The following is a 16,330-nucleotide window of genomic DNA, read 5'->3' on the forward strand; positions in this document are numbered from 1 at the left end:
ATTTCAAACCTTATTTGTTCTTTTTGATTAAGCCATAAGAACCGAAATATACGGCATAAATCAACATAACTAAAATCATTAAATCTATCCACGTTAAAGGATCTCCACCGAATCCTTTGCTGATCTCAGCTTCATGCAGTACCGAAATCGCAAACCACCGGGTATAAACCAAAAATGTTATCAGCCCCAGGCCGTAAGTAATCACCACTCTGATAACCTTTTTCGAGACGGTATTTAGAGGTTGATTGTCAAAAACTGTCGACCACGTTAAGACCCAAAACAAGATACAAACCCCTAATTGAGCTGGCCACATTGTAATCGCAACTCCAAGAGATTTCTGAGCCTCAACAGGGATCAGGAAATTTTTAAGGATAGCCAAAAACAAGAAATAAATACCTGTACCGATGACAAAGTTGCCGAAGAGTGATACCAGAGCAGTTTTGGCTCTTGAACCCAATTGGCTCCACGGCCAGTTATCTAAGGCATTAGCTGTCGTAAGCCAAGAGACAATAACTGAATAAAACCAGCCAACCGCTGTGACCAATGGAAGAATCACTTTTCCGCTCTGGGACCAACTGGCTACGCTCGGATAAATTAATATCAGATAACCCAAAAACGCCAGGAAAAACCCTTCAAAGAACTCTATAATCCCGACCCATGGCTGCTTTAGCCCTAAATCCACCCATGGCCAATGCCCCATGTTTGTTGGTAAGATACCGAAAAAGTAAAAACCCATTAGGACAATCATGCCGGTTGCCGTCCAACCTGCTCCGCTTGGATTAAAAGCCGGTTCATAACTTCCGATGCCGAAAACGAGTATTCCCACTGTTAGAAAAGCTAAAACTGCGCCGGTAACAAATGTAACTAATCCTGATAGAGGTTGCTTTAAGCGATGAAAGGGCCATAGCTCACCATTAAATGCCAGGAATACAACCTCTAAAATGAACCAGAACATGACAGCACCAAAGGGCTGTGGGTACAGTTTCCATATGCCTTGCTTTGGATCCGCAAACAAATTCCAAACCACAAGACTAACTACCAGAATTATTGTTAGGTGCGCCAGTGCAAACGTGATCGGATTAACGGATAAACCAAATTGTTTCTTGGCGCTAATAATCTCACCGCCCTTCCCTGCCGCATTGGTTGAAGTATCCAACCCATACACCTCCCAATTAAATTGCCTTTCTTTCCAACTCTCCATTACAATTGTTCCAAAAAAATCTCCGATGGCTTAATGCTTTCTCGCGAAATACCCCCTAATTATCAATTTGGCCAGCCAGTTTTCAATATATTGCAAATTTTGTGCCAAAGTTTAATTTTATCGATCTTTTGAAATACCTCTAAACAATACTATTTTAATTAAGGTATGTTCAGCTTTTTGTATACTATCCCTAAAAACAAGTGCCCGGGAACTGAACAGTATGTTCGTTCCCCGAGCACTTGCTAACCCCTAGCTTTTTTAGTTTGTCATATAAAGTATTGCGTCCGATTACCTTGTCCCTTCTCCTTATCCCTTGGCATGAAAACAGAAAGTACTTAAAGACGAACGCAGTTCGCTTCCCAGGCACTTTTGTTTCCTTCTGGCCTATTCTTGAGTCACATTAAGGTTGCTCAAAAAGCTGACCTATGAAAAACGTTAACCTCTCAGCCGAGAAACTACATAGTAGCTAACTTAACCTATATGTTAACTCATTATAACGCCACCACAAATATTAATGGCTTGACCCGTCATATAGTCGGCATCAGCAGACGCCAAATATGAAACCAAGCAAGCGACATCCTCTGGCGTCTCCACCCGACCGAGAGTTATGAGTTCTGAGAATTTTTTCAATGTTTCCCCTTTAGGCAAATCTAGGTAAATACCCATCTTCTCGTCGATTAGATCCCACATATCGGTACCAACGATCCCCGGGCAATAGGCATTGACATTAATTCCGTAAGGCCCCAGTTCTTTGGCTAAAGCCTGGGTAAATCCCACTACCGCAAATTTGGTAGCGCTGTAGGAAGACAACAGGCCAAACCCGGAATGCCCGGCTATGCTAGCGCAATTAATTATTTTTCCTCTCTTTTGCTTGATCATCTGCTTGGCTGCAGCCTGGTCGCATAAAAATATTCCTTTAGCATTTACGGCGAAAATCCTGTCCCAGTCCTCTTCTGTGATCTCGATAGCCTGTTTAACTTGAGCAATGCCAGCGTTAGCTACCATTATGTCCAGTTTACCAAATTCCGCTACTACCTTTTCTACCATTGCGTAAACCGCCGGCCCGTTGCTGACATCAGCTACGATTGCTAACGCTTTTCTCCCCAATGCTTCAATTTCTTTTACTACCTTGTTCACCGTCTCACTATTGATATCGTTGACCACCACTTCAGCCCCGTCTTGCGCTAATCGTATAGCAATTCCTCTCCCGATACCCCTCCCTGCCCCGGTGACAATGGCCACTTTACCCTTCAGCTTCATGTTCATTTCCTCCCTCATTCCTCGCAGTCTTCAGAACTCTTAAAAAAGTAATAGTTAATCCATGATTTCTCGCCCCTAAATACCCTTGTCCTCCAGCACTAATTACTCCCCCCTTTCCGGCTAGTTAATGGATGTTAACGCAAGTTCCATGCCAAACCATTCATTCCAAAAAAAAAGGCCTATAACTTCTCTTCGGTGGGCACTATCTCCTACATTATGTACTTTCAAAAAATTGACCAAATAACGAACACGGGTTCTGCAGAAGGCCGCCAATCATTCAACAAATCGATCGTCGTAGCAAACTCCCCATTAAAGACGATAAAATATGCCCAAAAAACGAACAGTGTTCGCTTTCCGGGCACTTCATTCACGTCAAGAGTGTTAAATCCATTCTATGCTCTAACCCCCAACTTCCTCAACTTGTCATATAACGTATTGCGTCCAATTCCTAAAGCTTTTGCCGTTTTGGTAATATTGCCATTAAACCGGTTTAATGTTGACTCAACAGTAATCCGCTCTATTTCTGTTAATGAGATGACCTCCCCCACCTCTTGCAGAAAGTTCGGCTGCCGATGTATACTGCGGGGTAAATCCGTAACACTGAGATATTCCCCCTCAACCACATTCATGGCATATTCCACCGCATTTTGTAATTCTCTTACATTCCCAGGCCAGGAATAATTACGAATGGCCTCGAAAAACTCCAGCTCAGCTCCACCGATCTCTTTACCCAAGTTTTCTGAGAAAATGTTTATTAAATGAATGGTTAAGAGGTCAATATCTTTCCCTCTCTCCCTTAAGGGTGGGATGTGAATGTTTAATACATTTAAGCGGTAATACAAATCTTCTCGGAAACGTCCTTCCTCGACGGCCCTCATCAGATCCTTGTTGGTCGCTGCAATAATCCGGACGTTAACAGGAATTACCTTTTCTCCACCAACCCTCGTTACTTTCCGTTCCTGTAAGACCCGTAAAAGGTTTACTTGCAATTCTATGGGCATATCCCCGATTTCATCCAGAAAGATGGTCCCCTCATTGGCAAGTTCGAACTTACCAAGATTTCCTCCCCGCTTAGCCCCGGTAAAAGCTCCCTCATTATAACCAAATAGTTCACTTTGAATTAGTTCTCGTGGCAGAGCTGCACAATTGACTGCGACAAACGGCCCCTCCGAGCGACCGCTATGATTGTGGATCGCTTGGGCAAACAGCTCTTTACCAGTTCCACTTTCACCTGTAAGTAATACATTGGAACGGGAATTAGCCGCAACCGAGATCAGCTTAAATGCTTTCTTCATTCCCTCACTTTCCCCGATAATATCTAAACAGGTAAAGCGGGCAGTTGCCCCTACCATTCTGTTGACTAAACTACGCACCTTTCTTATTTCCCGCAACGTAAACACTACGCCAGCGATTGTACAGTTTTCCTTCAAAATCGGCCTGGAAGAACTTGTGCAATGAATGCGCTCCCCGCCTTGATCCAGGACAATTTCTTCATCAGTGTTCCAGATGCAGTTTTTGGCTATTTCACTAAATTTATTGTTAGGACCAAGAATCAAACTCAATGGTTTGCCAACGACATCTTTGTCAGACAATCTCATAATGGTATAAGCTGCTGGATTAATATGAATGATCTTTCCATCGTTGTCTACGGCCATCAATCCCTCCGTAACGCTACTGGTCGCGGCAGCCAACAATTCGTAAGCCTGGTTTTTTTCCTCTTGAAGTTCTTCCTTGCGTAACTGATTTTCTATCATTTTTGAAATTTTTGAACTTACCAAATAAAGTAAATTTGCTGCTTCCTTTATTTTTTCTTCCGGAATAATTTTGACTTTATTTAAAGCTTCTAAATACTCATTAGGATCTACTCCAAGCACTTCGGCGTGTTTTATAAATTTTTCCTTTTCCGGTTGCTCTGCTAAGACCTGTCCTCCCAGGATTGCTCCGATTCGTACGCCGTTCAGCATTATAGGAGCGGCAAAATCAACCATGCCATTTTCACAGTGGTACACCGCAGGCTTTCCGGTTCTGGTTGATTCTTCAGCGCCTTTCTTATCACTAATTTCACAACGTTTCAAACCTTCAGAGCAGCTTCGATTATACTTCATACAAATATCAATAAAATTTATCGGCTGAGTCACTGGGTTGTTATTCTTATCAAATGTTAAAGCGGCAACACCTGTAACACGAGAAAAAGTGTCCTGAAACTGCTGCAAAAATTCTAAGTCAATAACATCCAGTAAATTAATTTCCTCCCCGTTAAAATCCATTAATATTTCCTCCTTGTAAAAAAATCCCACTGTAAAAAGAAGCTATTTTTTGTACTATTCTGTTTTTTATAACATAATTATTATTTCCTATTCCAAATGTCTTTAATTTGAAAGACCTAGCTTACGCCCCATTAGTCCATGGTGTGGACTAATGCACTTGTTAACCGTCTAAACTCTGACCCCTAACTTTTTTAGCTTGTCATATAAAGTATTGCGTCCGATTCCTAAAGCTTTGGCAGTTTGCGTAATATTACCGTTAAACTGGTTCAGAGTGGATTCAACGGCAATCCGTTCTATTTCCAACAAAGAAATAACATCGCCTTCAGTTCTTGCCGACCGTGGATAGCTAACAACAGTACGAGGCAATTCTTTAACGGTAAGATAATCTTCTTCAGCTATATTAATGGCGAACTCCACGGCATTTTGCAATTCCCTGACATTCCCAGGCCAAGAGTAATTTCTGATTGCCTGTAAAAATTCCGTTTCTGCTCCTTTAATCTGTTTGCCCAGGCTCTCCGAAAAAACTCTAATCAAATACATTGTCAGGAGTTCGATATCTTCTTCCCTTTCCCTTAAAGGAGGGATATGAATGCTAAATACATTTAAACGGTAGAATAAATCCTGGCGAAAGCGTCCCTCATCAATATCCTTGAGCAAATTCTTGTTGGTAGCAGCTATGATGCGCACATCAACCGGAATTTCTTTGTCTCCTCCAACCCTGGTCACTTTTCGTTCTTGTAATACCCGCAAAAGGTTCACCTGCAATTCGATGGGCATATCACCGATTTCATCTAAAAAGATGGTCCCCTCATTGGCCAATTCAAACTTTCCTGGATTTCCCCCTCGCCTTGCTCCAGTAAAGGCTCCCTCATTATAACCGAAAAGTTCACTTTGGATTAGTTCTCGTGGCAGAGCTGCACAATTGACTGCGACAAACGGCCCCTCCGAGCGACCGCTATGATTGTGGATCGCTTGGGCAAATAATTCCTTCCCCGTACCGCTTTCTCCTGTCAAAAGAACGTTTGAACGGGAATTCGCGGCGATAGAAATTAATTTCAAGGCACTTTTTATCACTTTAGATTCCCCTACAATATCCTTACAATAAAAACGGGCAGTAGCTCCTACCATCCTGTTTACCAAACGGCGAACCTTATTAATTTCCCGCAAGGTAAACACCACACCAGCAATTGAGCCATCTTTCTTAGAAAATGGACGGGCTGAACATGTACAATGGATTCGGTCCCGTCCTTGTTCGTGCACAATTTCCACATCCGTTTTCCAGAGAAGTTGGTTAGCCATTTCACTGAACTTCTCGTTAGGGCCGAGGATCGATTTCAAAAGTTGGCCTGTCTCTATTTTTTCGCTCAAGCCGAACATTTTTTGGGCAGCCTGATTGATATGAATAATCCGGCCTTCATTGTCCACGGCCAGCAAGCCTTCAGTCACGCTCTCTGTTGCTGCACTCAATAATTCATATGCTCGGTTCTTTTCCTCCTGGATTATTTCCTTCCGCAATTGATTTTCTATGGCTTCTACCGCCGCTACAACCATACCCAATGTATGAGAATACACACATTCGGCGGGGCCGGAGATATCAAAGCATCCGATAATCTCCCCGAGAGAATTATGAATCGGTGCTCCAGAACACGTCCAGCAATGATGCGATTGGCAAAAGTGCTCAGACCCTGAAATTTGAATGGCTTTATTGATGGCCAACGCTGTTCCGATCGCGTTAGTCCCAACGGCCTGTTCTGACCAGTTTGTACCCTTTATAAACCGAATTGTACCTGCAGCCTTGTCCAATATCCCAGAATCGCCGCAAGTGTGCAAAATCCTCCCTTCCTTGTCTGTAATCACGACCATGAATCCCGAACCCTTTACACTTTGGTAAACGGTATGCATGAAAGGTTTGGCTACCTCTACTAATCTAGAGTTATGATTGATTAGTTGTTGCAACTTTTCGTGGTCCAACGTGTCCTTACCTTTACCATCATAGGGGTTTATGCCAAGTTTCTTACAGCGATACCATGATTCAAGGATCTCTGAGCGTGTAACCGTTGCATCACCCATGCCGCCCTCGATAAAGTTTCTCCATGCCCCTAACGAATCTTCTACACATTTTATGGATTGCTTGGACATCTTAAGCCCCTCCTAAAACCTTTTCTGCTCACGAATGGTTTTAGACTCGAAAAAACCATTACCTTCAATTTCTGGTTTTTTCCATCGATGCCTTAAACTTATGTATTCTAAAATGTTGGCCACTACCATCCTTCGGGTTGACCCCGTCCCTAGCACATCAATCCAAGACTTTACTATTGGAGAGTGAACAACACTAAAATCAGTTCTCACAGAAAAAGTCAAAAAAATCCCAAACACAAATTATTTAATAAAATAATTACGCCTTTATTATACGATACTTTGTTTCGAAGAAGAGGGAATTGTTTACAAAGTCTTATTTCGCTTGCATTTTCTCTATTTCACGCGGCCAGAGTTTATCTTGTTTCGTCAAATGTGCAAAGAATTGATGCCAAGTCTTCAACTTGTGCCACATACTCTGCAATTTTTTCTTGGCATAGAATTTGCATTAAGAAGTTTATGAACGCAAAATTCACTGTTAGGAGTACTCGTTATGGAATTTTACAATCTTAACCTAGTGACTTGGTTTGAATCACAGGTTATTTATCACGCTCTTGCCCACCTAAACCGGGAGGCGTTAATACTCTGTACCCCGGCAACACCTTATGTCTGTGCAGGGTTCCATCAGGATATACCCAGTGAAGTCGATTTAAAAGCTTGTAAAGAATTCGGGATCCCCCTATTTCGTCGCGAAGTTGGAGGCGGATTAGTCTATTTAGATCACAGGCAGATTTTTTTCCAAATTGTTCTTCACCGGAAAAATCCAGACATCCCCATCAACCGGGAGCGGTTTTACAGGAAGCTCCTCGAACCAGTAGTACAAACGCTTAGAGATTTCAACTTAGCAGCAGAGTTACGTTCACCTTGTGACTTAATTATTAACTCCAAAAAGATTTCTGGCAACGGCGCAGGTCAAATCGGAGAGTGTAATGTCTTAGTTGGGAATATTCTAATGGATTTCAATTTTGAGGTTATGTCTTCTATTATCCGTGTCCCATCAGAGGATTTCCGCCAGGAGTATTTACATCAAATGCAAGCAAACCTCACGACATTGCAGTCGGAAATGGGGAGAGCCGTATGTAAAGAGGAAGTTATCGAAAGGCTCAAAATCAACTTCACCGGAGCCTTCTCGCTTACTTCAACCCAACTAGACAATCAGGTCCTTGAAGAAATCCGCAAACTCACCCCTATGTTTCAATCCACGGAATGGCTCATGGAAGCCGGGCGTCGCCTCCTCTATCGGGAGATTAAAGTAGCGGAAAACTGTTATATCAGAGAATACCAAGTCTCTCTTGATGGTACTGACCTGACATGCCGTTTAGTCCTCGCTGGTCAATGTATTACCAAATTAACCATAAGTGACTCCAATCGCTTAATCCCTCCCCTACGTTTGCGGCGGTTGGAATACTCCCTCCTCGGAAAAAAGATAGATTTTAATACATTAAATGAAGCTTGTATGGAAGCACATGTCTTAAACCCCTTTCAGGCAAAAAATCTTGCCCTTACCCTAAGCGGGAAAAACGCTGCTGGAACTGCGTGATGATCCCTTCAGTATGACGGTTAAACTACCAATCTAAGTTTCAAAGTACTCTGGGAATGCAAACCAAGTTTTTCGTACTAAGACAGAAAAATCTGTCTTTTCCCAATTGGTATTATATTCTACTTTTCTTTTAAAACCCCTTTGTATAAATTCCCCAAATCTTATCAAATACTGCCGAGGATACTGTGTCAACACGTTAATGTCTCCCGTTCGAATACTGTCAACTGCTAAAGAACCCGCGATTTTCCCAGCCACTATTGCTGGGAAAATCCCCTCTCCACTGATAGGATGAGTATGTCCTGCCGCATCCCCAACTAACATTATGTTTTTCTGTTGCATCCTTAACCGGGGTCCTCCGATAGGAATCGCTCCACCAGTCGTTCGTATCACTTCTTCACTAATCACCCCTTCTTTGAATAAATATTGTTGAAATTCTGCTAAAGCGGTTGCTACACTGCCGCCTAAACTTAAATCAATGCTAACCCCGACATTTGCCAGATCATTTTTAGGAAAGAGCCAAGCATATCCGCCGGGAATGGATGGACTAAAGTAAATTTGAGCCCATTGCGCCCTTTTCCTTAACTTGACCGTGATTTGCTTAGCATAGGCTAAAATTTGAGGTGGGCAGTGTATTGCCTGGGCTACCACGGATTTAGGTCCTTCCGAACCTATAATAATCCCCGCTTTAACCACGGATAATTTTCCTTGCTTATTGATTAAAACACCCTGATCCGTAACCGCTACTGCCCGTGCTTTAGTAAATAACTTAACCCCAGATTGAACCGCTCTCTCAGCTAAATAACGATCAAAGACATCCCTGTTGAGTATGTAACCAGGTGCCCGTGTTTGAGCCACTTGTTCTCGATGAATATAGGTAACGAAACCTTCCACCCTTTGAGCTATGCAATCCGCTGGAACAGGTACTTCTGCAGCTAAACTCAATGGTACATACTCTGCACATTGAACTGGTAAACCTATTTGTTCTTTTTTGTCTAACATCAACACCGAAACCCCACCGGCAGCCGCTGTAGCCGCTGCGGAGCTACCTGCTGGGCCAGCTCCGATTACTACAACATCTGCATTAGCCAAAATAGGAAGCTCGTCAATTTCAAACTCAGCGTTCATCTTAAGGCTCTGCGCACACATGACTCCACGTCCTGAGCACTTACACCGGGAATTTGATCCGGGTAATCCTTAAAATAAGACCTGATTATCTCCTCAATTTTGTCCCCTCCCAGGGGACAATCCTTTAAGCGGGCCTCAAGCTCAAAAATGACTGACGGATTATGGGTAAAGAAATCCCCGCTAAGTAATACGCTCTTCAAAACTCGTGCCTTTAACTCCGTCTTGGCAACCACCCGGATTAATCCGCCTTGTGTTTTAAGGCAAGCTTCCTTTATTTCTCCCGCCTCAGTTGGTAAACTAACTTTATAAATCCATTCAGGAGAATGGAAATACATTCTCTTCTCTCGAAATAATGCCTCTTCCCATGGATTAAGTTCGTCTCTAATAAATTGCATATCCATAACAGATGCAAATGCCGCACAAATCGCTTCTTTAATCTTGGACATATCCGGAACCTGACCAAGCTCTCTTTTAAGCCACGTTACCCGGTCCTCTACCGCGATAATATTCTTATCACTTATTTTTTCCATTGGAATTTTAAGTACCTTGACCATGCTCTCAACGTCAAAATCAACGAGTAAAGAACATTGGAAGATAAAGGCATTGCCTAATTCGGCTCCCCCTGTACCGCAGATCTTACGATTACCAACTTGAATATCGTTACGGGGCCGGAACGTTGCCTTTACACCAAGATCGGCTAAAGCTTTGACCATAACGTCACACAGCAACTTATAAACCTCATCGAGATTTCTTCCCGCCAGCCAATCCTTACCCGCATATATTTCCCATCCTAGTTCGGACGATCCCCAAAAAATTGCTCCCCCTCCTGTGATACGACGGTTGATTTCAATATTTTCTCTCCGACAATATTCTTCATCAATTTCTAACTCTACCGCTTGATGTAAACCCAATAGCGCACAACGGGGAGAAAATTGGAGAAACCGCAATGTATTCGGGCATTTTCCTGCGCTTCGGGAAGCAAGCAGGACCTCGTCCAAAGCCATGTGGTCGGCCGAATTTAATGGATTATTGTCAATTAGTCGCCAATTCATCATCACTAAAGTCCTCCTTTATTTTGATTTAGATGTTTGTTGATCATGTCCACTGTTCGATTTTCGAACAGTGGACGAAAATCGAACAGTGAATAGTGCCTCTTTTTATTAAGACACGTTGTAATTTAGCCAATTTTAGCCTTCGGATAGTACGAAGGTCGGCATTATCTTCTTTTTTTATTTTCATCCCTATATCTTTTTTATTTCTATGAATGCAATTCATATGCCAAGCCCAATGAAACTTCTTGGCATATGAATTGCATGTTTATTATAGTTATCACAGGTTGCTGCTTGTTTTCCTGTTCTACTCTGTGAATCTCAAACTAAATTTAAGTATGGAGAGGATGTGATTTAATTGTCATTAAAAGCCGCCTTTATTTTTCTTGCACCTCAAGCCAACCCTTCACAACATCAAGCGGAGATTCAAACCCCACAGGTTACCCTACTTATACGGGGAGTCCAAAATTACCAAGAAGCTGTTCATCTTGCACAACAACTGGTTACTGAAGGAGTTCAGGCGTTGGAATTATGCGGAGGATTTGGTAACATTGGAACGGCAAAAATTGTTGAAGCTGTAGAACATAAAATCCCAGTGGGTACAGTACGATTTGATTGCCACCCCGGGTTGAGCGGAAAAAGCGGGGATGATCTATTCCAAACTTAACCACCAAGGGCTGTGAGGATAAATCACTAATGTTCACAGGATTTATTTACACCTCTACCTATTAGTTATATAATGGGGATTAATACTTACTAGGATAAGTATTAATCCCACTCAACTAAATACGTCGTATGCTAGGGGTGCCCCTCGGGGCTGAGATGAGGAAACTCGATCCCTTTGAACCTGATCTGGTTAATACCAGCGGAGGAAAGCTAATCGTTATGCTTATAGAAGTATAAATGAGAATTGCTTACCACAGTTCTCATTTTTTTATATCTTTATCCTCCCTAGTACCATGACAGTAAGACGGGAACCCCGGCAAACACATACGTGATCAAGGGAAAGGAGGGCTGTACGTGCAAATTGTTGTCAACGGTGAAGCGCAGGAAATCCCCTTAGAATGTACCGTCTTCCAGTTACTTACTGACAATGCGGTGACCCTCAAAGCGGCGGTCGTAGAGCTCAATGGGAAAATTCTGAAGCAAGAACATTGGCAGAGTACTCTTTTGCAGGCTGACGACCGTTTGGAAATCTTAATTTTTATGGGAGGTGGCTGATACCGTGAACGATACCATACAGAGTGTTAATCCATCGGATGACAGTTTACTCATCGGAGGAGCGAATTTGCACAGCAGACTGTTCGTAGGAACCGGCAAATTTTCGTCTCATGAAATAGTGCCTCAGGTGCTGGAAGCGAGCGGCAGCCAAGTGGTAACTATGGCTTTGCGCCGGGTCGATTGGAAAAACCCCCAAGAGAATATTCTCAACTACATGCCCCCAAACACCATTTTATTACCCAACACCTCCGGTGCGCGCACAGCTGAAGAAGCCGTGCGCATCGCTCGCTTGGCTCAAGCAGCAGGCTGCGGGAATTGGGTAAAAATTGAGGTTGTACAGGATCAGCGTTACCTATTGCCGGATAATTGGGAGACGCTACGGGCCACGGAACAACTTGTCAAGGAAGGTTTTGTGGTACTGCCTTACATGAGTCCAGATCTGGGTGCCGCTAGGCGCCTGCAGGATGCCGGGGCGTCAGCCATCATGCCCCTAGGAGCTCCTATTGGCAGCAACAGAGGTTTGCAAACCAAAGAACTCATCCGGATTCTGATCGAAGAGATTTCTCTGCCGATCATTGTCGATGCGGGCATTGGACGACCCTCAGAGGCAGCCGAGGCTATGGAAATGGGTGCAGCCGCAGTGCTTGTGAATACTGCGATTGCCACGGCAGGAGATCCGGTGTTCATGGCTCAGGCCTTCCGCTTAGCCGTAACCGCAGGACGTATGGGCTATTTAGCGGGACCGGGTGAACGACGGATCGAAGCCGCTGCTTCCTCCCCCTTAACCGGCTTTTTGCAGGAGGGTTAACGGATGTTTTACGAGCAAATCACGGAATGGCAACCCAGGCTCACCGAGTCGAATTGGGCAAGTTTTAGGGGCGCCGATGTCGAGCGAGTGTTGGCCCGAGAGACTCTTCGCCCTCAAGATTTAGCGGTCTTGCTTTCCCCAGCTGCCCTATCTTACTTGGAACCCATGGCCAAAAAGGCTCAGGCTTTAACCATCCGCAATTTTGGCCGCACGATGGGTTTGTTTACTCCTCTGTATCTCGCTAATTTTTGTAGTAACCAATGCGTCTATTGTAGTTTCCATGCTGGCAATAAGATTGTACGCTGCAAGCTAACCGTCGAACAAGCCCTTAAGGAAGGGAAAGCCATCTCGTCGACTGGGCTACAGCATTTGCTGCTCTTGACGGGAGAATCTCGCACCCAAAGCGGACCCGCTTACATGGAAGAATGTGTCCATGCTTTGCGGCCCATGTTTGCCTCTCTGGGGCTTGAAGTTTATCCGTTATCCACTGAGGAATACCGACGTTTATACGAGGCAGGGATTGATTCTGTCACTCTCTTTCAAGAAACCTACGATGAAATCACCTATGCGGAGGTACACCCCGCCGGGCCCAAGCGCAATTATCACTACCGCTTGGAGGCACCAGACCGAGCGTGTGAAGCCGGAATCTCTGCCGTAAACATAGGAGCACTCTTGGGTCTCTCAGACTGGCGGCGGGATGCATTTTATTCGGCTCTCCATGCTGATTACTTGCAAAGGACTTATCCCGGGGTTGAAGTCGCGCTCTCTGTGCCGCGCCTCAGACCCTATGCCGGCAGTTTTCACTCCTCTGCTGCACCCGTTACGGATGCTCTCTTCGTCCAAATTATCTTGGCTTACCGGCTATTTCTACCCCGGGCGGGACTTACTTTATCCACCCGGGAAAGTCCGCAAATGCGCGAAAATCTACTCCCCCTCGGAATCACCCGAATGTCAGCCGGCGCTCTCACTTCGGTCGGTGGTTATAGTGATACAGCCAACGTAGGCAGCGCACAATTTGAAATTGCCGACGAACGATCCGTCCCTGAAGTGGTACGCATGATCCGGGCCAAAGGCTATCTGCCCTCTTTTTGCGACTGGGTGAATATGCGAGAAAAGGATGCTGTCGGACTATGAATCCTTTAATAACCGGATTGGCCGAGACATTGCCTCCAGAACAATTAGCTAAGATCCAACAAACAGCCGTAGGGATCGCCGGTTTAGGGGGCTTAGGCTCCAATGTCGCTTGGCACTTAGTGCGCAGTGGGTTTTCACACCTTGTCTTGGCCGATTTCGACCGCGTAGAGGCCAGCAACCTAAATCGACAAGTCTATTTCCCTGATCAATTAGGGCTTTTGAAAACCGAGGCCCTAGCTGAGAACCTATTAAAGATCAACCCCGACTTAGACTTGGAATTGTGGCCGATTCTCGTGACATCAGATAATGTCCAGTCGATATTTGGGCAGTGTACGGTGTGGGTAGAGGGATTTGACCAGACCCCCTCTAAGAAAATGTTCGTTGAAGAAGGTTTGGCATCTGGGAAGAAAATTATCTGCGCATCCGGACTAGCTGGCTGGGGAGACACGGATGCAATCCATACTAAACACTGGGGTTCTGGCTTATCAGTCGTCGGTGATTTTTGCACAACTGTAGCGGAAGATCAACCGCCACTCTCTCCCCGCGTCGGTGTTGTCGCGGCTAAACAAGCCAATTTAGTGTTGTCGTGGGTACTGGACGAAGGAAGTGATCTATTATGAATGAAATACCTTGCCTTCCAGCAGGCATCTATGCCCTCACCTCCGAACTCCACTCTCAAGGTCGCAGCAATCTTGAGGTGGCCGGTGAAATTTTGGCTGCTGGCGTCCCGATCCTTCAGTACCGGGAAAAAGCCAAAAAAGTTAGGATCATGTATGAGGAGTGTCTAGCGCTGCGGACTATGACCCAACAATATGGTGCTTTGTTCATTATCAACGACCACTTAGATCTGGCTCTTGCCGTAGGCGCTGATGGTGTGCATATTGGGCAAGACGACTTGCCCTTGTCAAAGGTACGTGAGTTAATTGGCCCCGATCTCATGATTGGAGTTTCTACCCATTCACCAGCTCAAGCAAGGGCGGCTGTAAAGGACGGCGCAGATTACATCGGAGTAGGACCTTTATTTGCCACCCATACCAAAATCGATGTGTGTGATCCGGTAGGACTGGACTATTTAGACTACGTCGTCAAGAATCTGGAGATCCCGTTCGTCGCAATCGGCGGCATCAAAGAGCATAATCTAGCCGAAGTTGTCAAGGCGGGAGCTCGGACCGTCGCCTTAGTCACCGAGATTGTGGGCAATCCAGACATTCCGGGCAAAATAAAGGATTTACAACGCATTATGGAGACACAGACCTAAGCGCAGTATGAAGTATAGAGAAAGAGTGTGATTAGATGAGTACACAAATGGAACAGGCCAAAAACGGAGTCATTACGGCGGCAATGCAAACGGTCGCTGCCAAAGAGGGGCTGACTGCTGAGGAAATTAGACTTCGAGTGGCGGCGGGCAGCATTGTCATCCCAGCTAACCACAATCATACATCGTTAAGTCCCGAGGGCGTCGGTCTTGGACTTAAGACGAAAGTTAATGTCAATTTGGGTATCTCCCCGGATTGTGCCAACCTCGATAGTGAACTGGCCAAAGTACGCATGGCTCTGGACATGAAAGCGGAAGCGATTATGGATCTCAGCAACTACGGTAAAACCGTCGAATTTCGCCACCGGCTCATCAACATGTCCCCAGCTATGATCGGTTCGGTTCCTATGTATGATGCCCTTGGCTATTTAGATAAAAAGTTGGAAGACATTACACCCCAAGAGTTCTTAGCCGTGGTAGAACAGCACGCCCGAGACGGGGTTGATTTTGTAACCATCCACGCTGGCATAAACAGGGAAACCGGCCGGCACTTTCAACAAACCTCCCGCGTCACCAACATCGTCTCCCGAGGCGGGTCCCTACTGTATGCCTGGATGGAATTAACCGGGAAGGAGAACCCTTTTTATGAGTATTTCGATGATCTCCTAGATATATGCGCAGAATACGACGTGACCTTGAGTCTAGGGGATGCCTGTCGACCGGGAAGCATAGCCGATGCCACAGACGGAGCCCAAATTTCGGAATTGATCGTGATGGGAGAGCTAACCCAAAGAGCCTGGAAACGCAATGTTCAAGTCATGATTGAAGGACCGGGCCACGTTCCCTTGCATGAAATTGTGGCCAATGTCCAGTTGGCGAAAAAACTTTGCCATGGAGCACCCTTTTACATTTTAGGGCCGTTAGTCACCGACGTTGCTCCCGGTTACGATCACATCACCAGTGCAATCGGCGGAGCTTTAGCCGCTTCGGTTGGAGCAGATTTTCTCTGCTATGTGACACCAGCCGAACACCTTCGTCTTCCCACTTTGGATGACGTGCGTGAAGGAATCGTTGCAGTCAAGATTGCAGCTCATAGCGGGGATATCGCCAAAGGGATTCCCGGAGCCGCCGAATGGGACCGGGAGATGAGTCAGGCCAGACAAGATTTAGATTGGGAGAAAATGTTTGACTTAGCCTTGGACCGGGAAAAACCGGAGCGTTATCGTAAAGAATCCGCCCCTGAGCATCAGGATAGCTGCACCATGTGCGGGGAAATGTGTTCGATGCGCCTCATGAACCGTATTATGGACAAATAGATTTTATAGAACTACACG

The 16,330-nt window shown here is 45.0% G+C and carries 14 protein-coding genes and 1 riboswitch; of the genes, 8 read left to right on the forward strand and 6 right to left on the reverse strand.

The genetic code is table 11. The features are described from left to right. Window positions 1-10: 10 nt before the first annotated feature. The 4 genes from DSOL_RS07430 to DSOL_RS07445 all read right to left on the reverse strand — a co-directional run bounded on the left by DSOL_RS07430 (window position 11) and on the right by DSOL_RS07445 (window position 6,867). Window positions 11-1,165, reverse strand: a complete 1,155-nt coding sequence (locus tag DSOL_RS07430) for a hypothetical protein (RefSeq protein ID WP_427854383.1) — start codon at window positions 1,163-1,165, stop codon at window positions 11-13. A gap of 519 nt (window positions 1,166-1,684) precedes the next feature. Then, window positions 1,685-2,461, reverse strand: coding sequence for a glucose 1-dehydrogenase (locus DSOL_RS07435; protein WP_045572947.1), 777 nt, complete (start codon window positions 2,459-2,461; stop codon window positions 1,685-1,687). Window positions 2,462-2,853: 392 nt separating this feature from the next. Continuing rightward, complete coding sequence (locus DSOL_RS07440; protein ID WP_075364241.1) at window positions 2,854-4,728, reverse strand: sigma 54-interacting transcriptional regulator; 1,875 nt, start codon at window positions 4,726-4,728, stop codon at window positions 2,854-2,856. A 168-nt stretch (window positions 4,729-4,896) separates the two neighbouring features. Further along, window positions 4,897-6,867, reverse strand: coding sequence for a sigma-54-dependent Fis family transcriptional regulator (locus tag DSOL_RS07445; protein ID WP_075364242.1), 1,971 nt, complete (start codon window positions 6,865-6,867; stop codon window positions 4,897-4,899). A gap of 490 nt (window positions 6,868-7,357) precedes the next feature. Between DSOL_RS07445 and DSOL_RS07450 the strand changes: the two genes are divergently transcribed. Next, window positions 7,358-8,404 (forward strand): lipoate--protein ligase family protein, encoded by a 1,047-nt coding sequence (locus DSOL_RS07450; protein ID WP_075364243.1) that lies wholly within the window; start codon window positions 7,358-7,360, stop codon window positions 8,402-8,404. 33 nt (window positions 8,405-8,437) lie between these two features. On the opposite strand, the gene DSOL_RS07455 is transcribed toward DSOL_RS07450, so the two are convergent. Then, on the reverse strand, window positions 8,438-9,550 hold the full coding sequence (locus DSOL_RS07455) for a geranylgeranyl reductase family protein (protein ID WP_045572943.1): 1,113 nt from the start codon (window positions 9,548-9,550) through the stop codon (window positions 8,438-8,440). Further along, the gene (locus tag DSOL_RS07460) at window positions 9,526-10,584 is read right to left on the reverse strand and encodes a lipoate--protein ligase family protein (RefSeq protein ID WP_235838732.1); all 1,059 of its coding nucleotides are present in this window, start codon (window positions 10,582-10,584) and stop codon (window positions 9,526-9,528) included. The genes DSOL_RS07455 and DSOL_RS07460 overlap by 25 nt, the downstream gene beginning before the upstream one ends. Window positions 10,585-10,936: 352 nt before the next feature. Between DSOL_RS07460 and DSOL_RS07465 the strand changes: the two genes are divergently transcribed. From DSOL_RS07465 to thiC, 7 genes are all read left to right on the forward strand, one after another. Continuing rightward, complete coding sequence (locus tag DSOL_RS07465) at window positions 10,937-11,245, forward strand: DUF6506 family protein (RefSeq protein WP_045572942.1); 309 nt, start codon at window positions 10,937-10,939, stop codon at window positions 11,243-11,245. A 123-nt stretch (window positions 11,246-11,368) separates the two neighbouring features. After that, a riboswitch (TPP riboswitch) is annotated at window positions 11,369-11,469 on the forward strand. 129 nt (window positions 11,470-11,598) lie between these two features. After that, the gene (gene thiS / locus DSOL_RS07470; protein WP_045572941.1) at window positions 11,599-11,799 is read left to right on the forward strand and encodes a sulfur carrier protein ThiS; all 201 of its coding nucleotides are present in this window, start codon (window positions 11,599-11,601) and stop codon (window positions 11,797-11,799) included. Between the two features lie 4 nt (window positions 11,800-11,803). Next, entirely contained in the window at window positions 11,804-12,607 is an 804-nt protein-coding gene (locus tag DSOL_RS07475; protein ID WP_282433532.1) for a thiazole synthase, read from the forward strand. Window positions 12,608-12,610: 3 nt separating this feature from the next. Next, window positions 12,611-13,741, forward strand: a complete 1,131-nt coding sequence (gene thiH / locus DSOL_RS07480; RefSeq protein WP_075364244.1) for a 2-iminoacetate synthase ThiH — start codon at window positions 12,611-12,613, stop codon at window positions 13,739-13,741. Next, on the forward strand, window positions 13,738-14,361 hold the full coding sequence (thiF, locus tag DSOL_RS07485) for a sulfur carrier protein ThiS adenylyltransferase ThiF (protein WP_075364245.1): 624 nt from the start codon (window positions 13,738-13,740) through the stop codon (window positions 14,359-14,361). Before thiH ends, thiF begins: the two co-directional genes overlap by 4 nt. Further along, window positions 14,358-14,999 carry a thiamine phosphate synthase gene (thiE, locus tag DSOL_RS07490; protein WP_075364246.1) on the forward strand — a complete coding sequence of 214 codons (642 nt, stop codon included), beginning with the start codon at window positions 14,358-14,360 and terminating at the stop codon, window positions 14,997-14,999. Before thiF ends, thiE begins: the two co-directional genes overlap by 4 nt. Window positions 15,000-15,034: 35 nt before the next feature. Further along, window positions 15,035-16,312: a phosphomethylpyrimidine synthase ThiC gene (gene thiC, locus DSOL_RS07495; RefSeq protein ID WP_075364247.1), complete on the forward strand. Its 1,278-nt coding sequence runs from the start codon at window positions 15,035-15,037 to the stop codon at window positions 16,310-16,312. Window positions 16,313-16,330 lie beyond the last annotated feature (18 nt).

The organism is Desulfosporosinus metallidurans (assembly GCF_001936615.1).
GTDB classification, from domain to species: domain Bacteria; phylum Bacillota; class Desulfitobacteriia; order Desulfitobacteriales; family Desulfitobacteriaceae; genus Desulfosporosinus; species Desulfosporosinus metallidurans.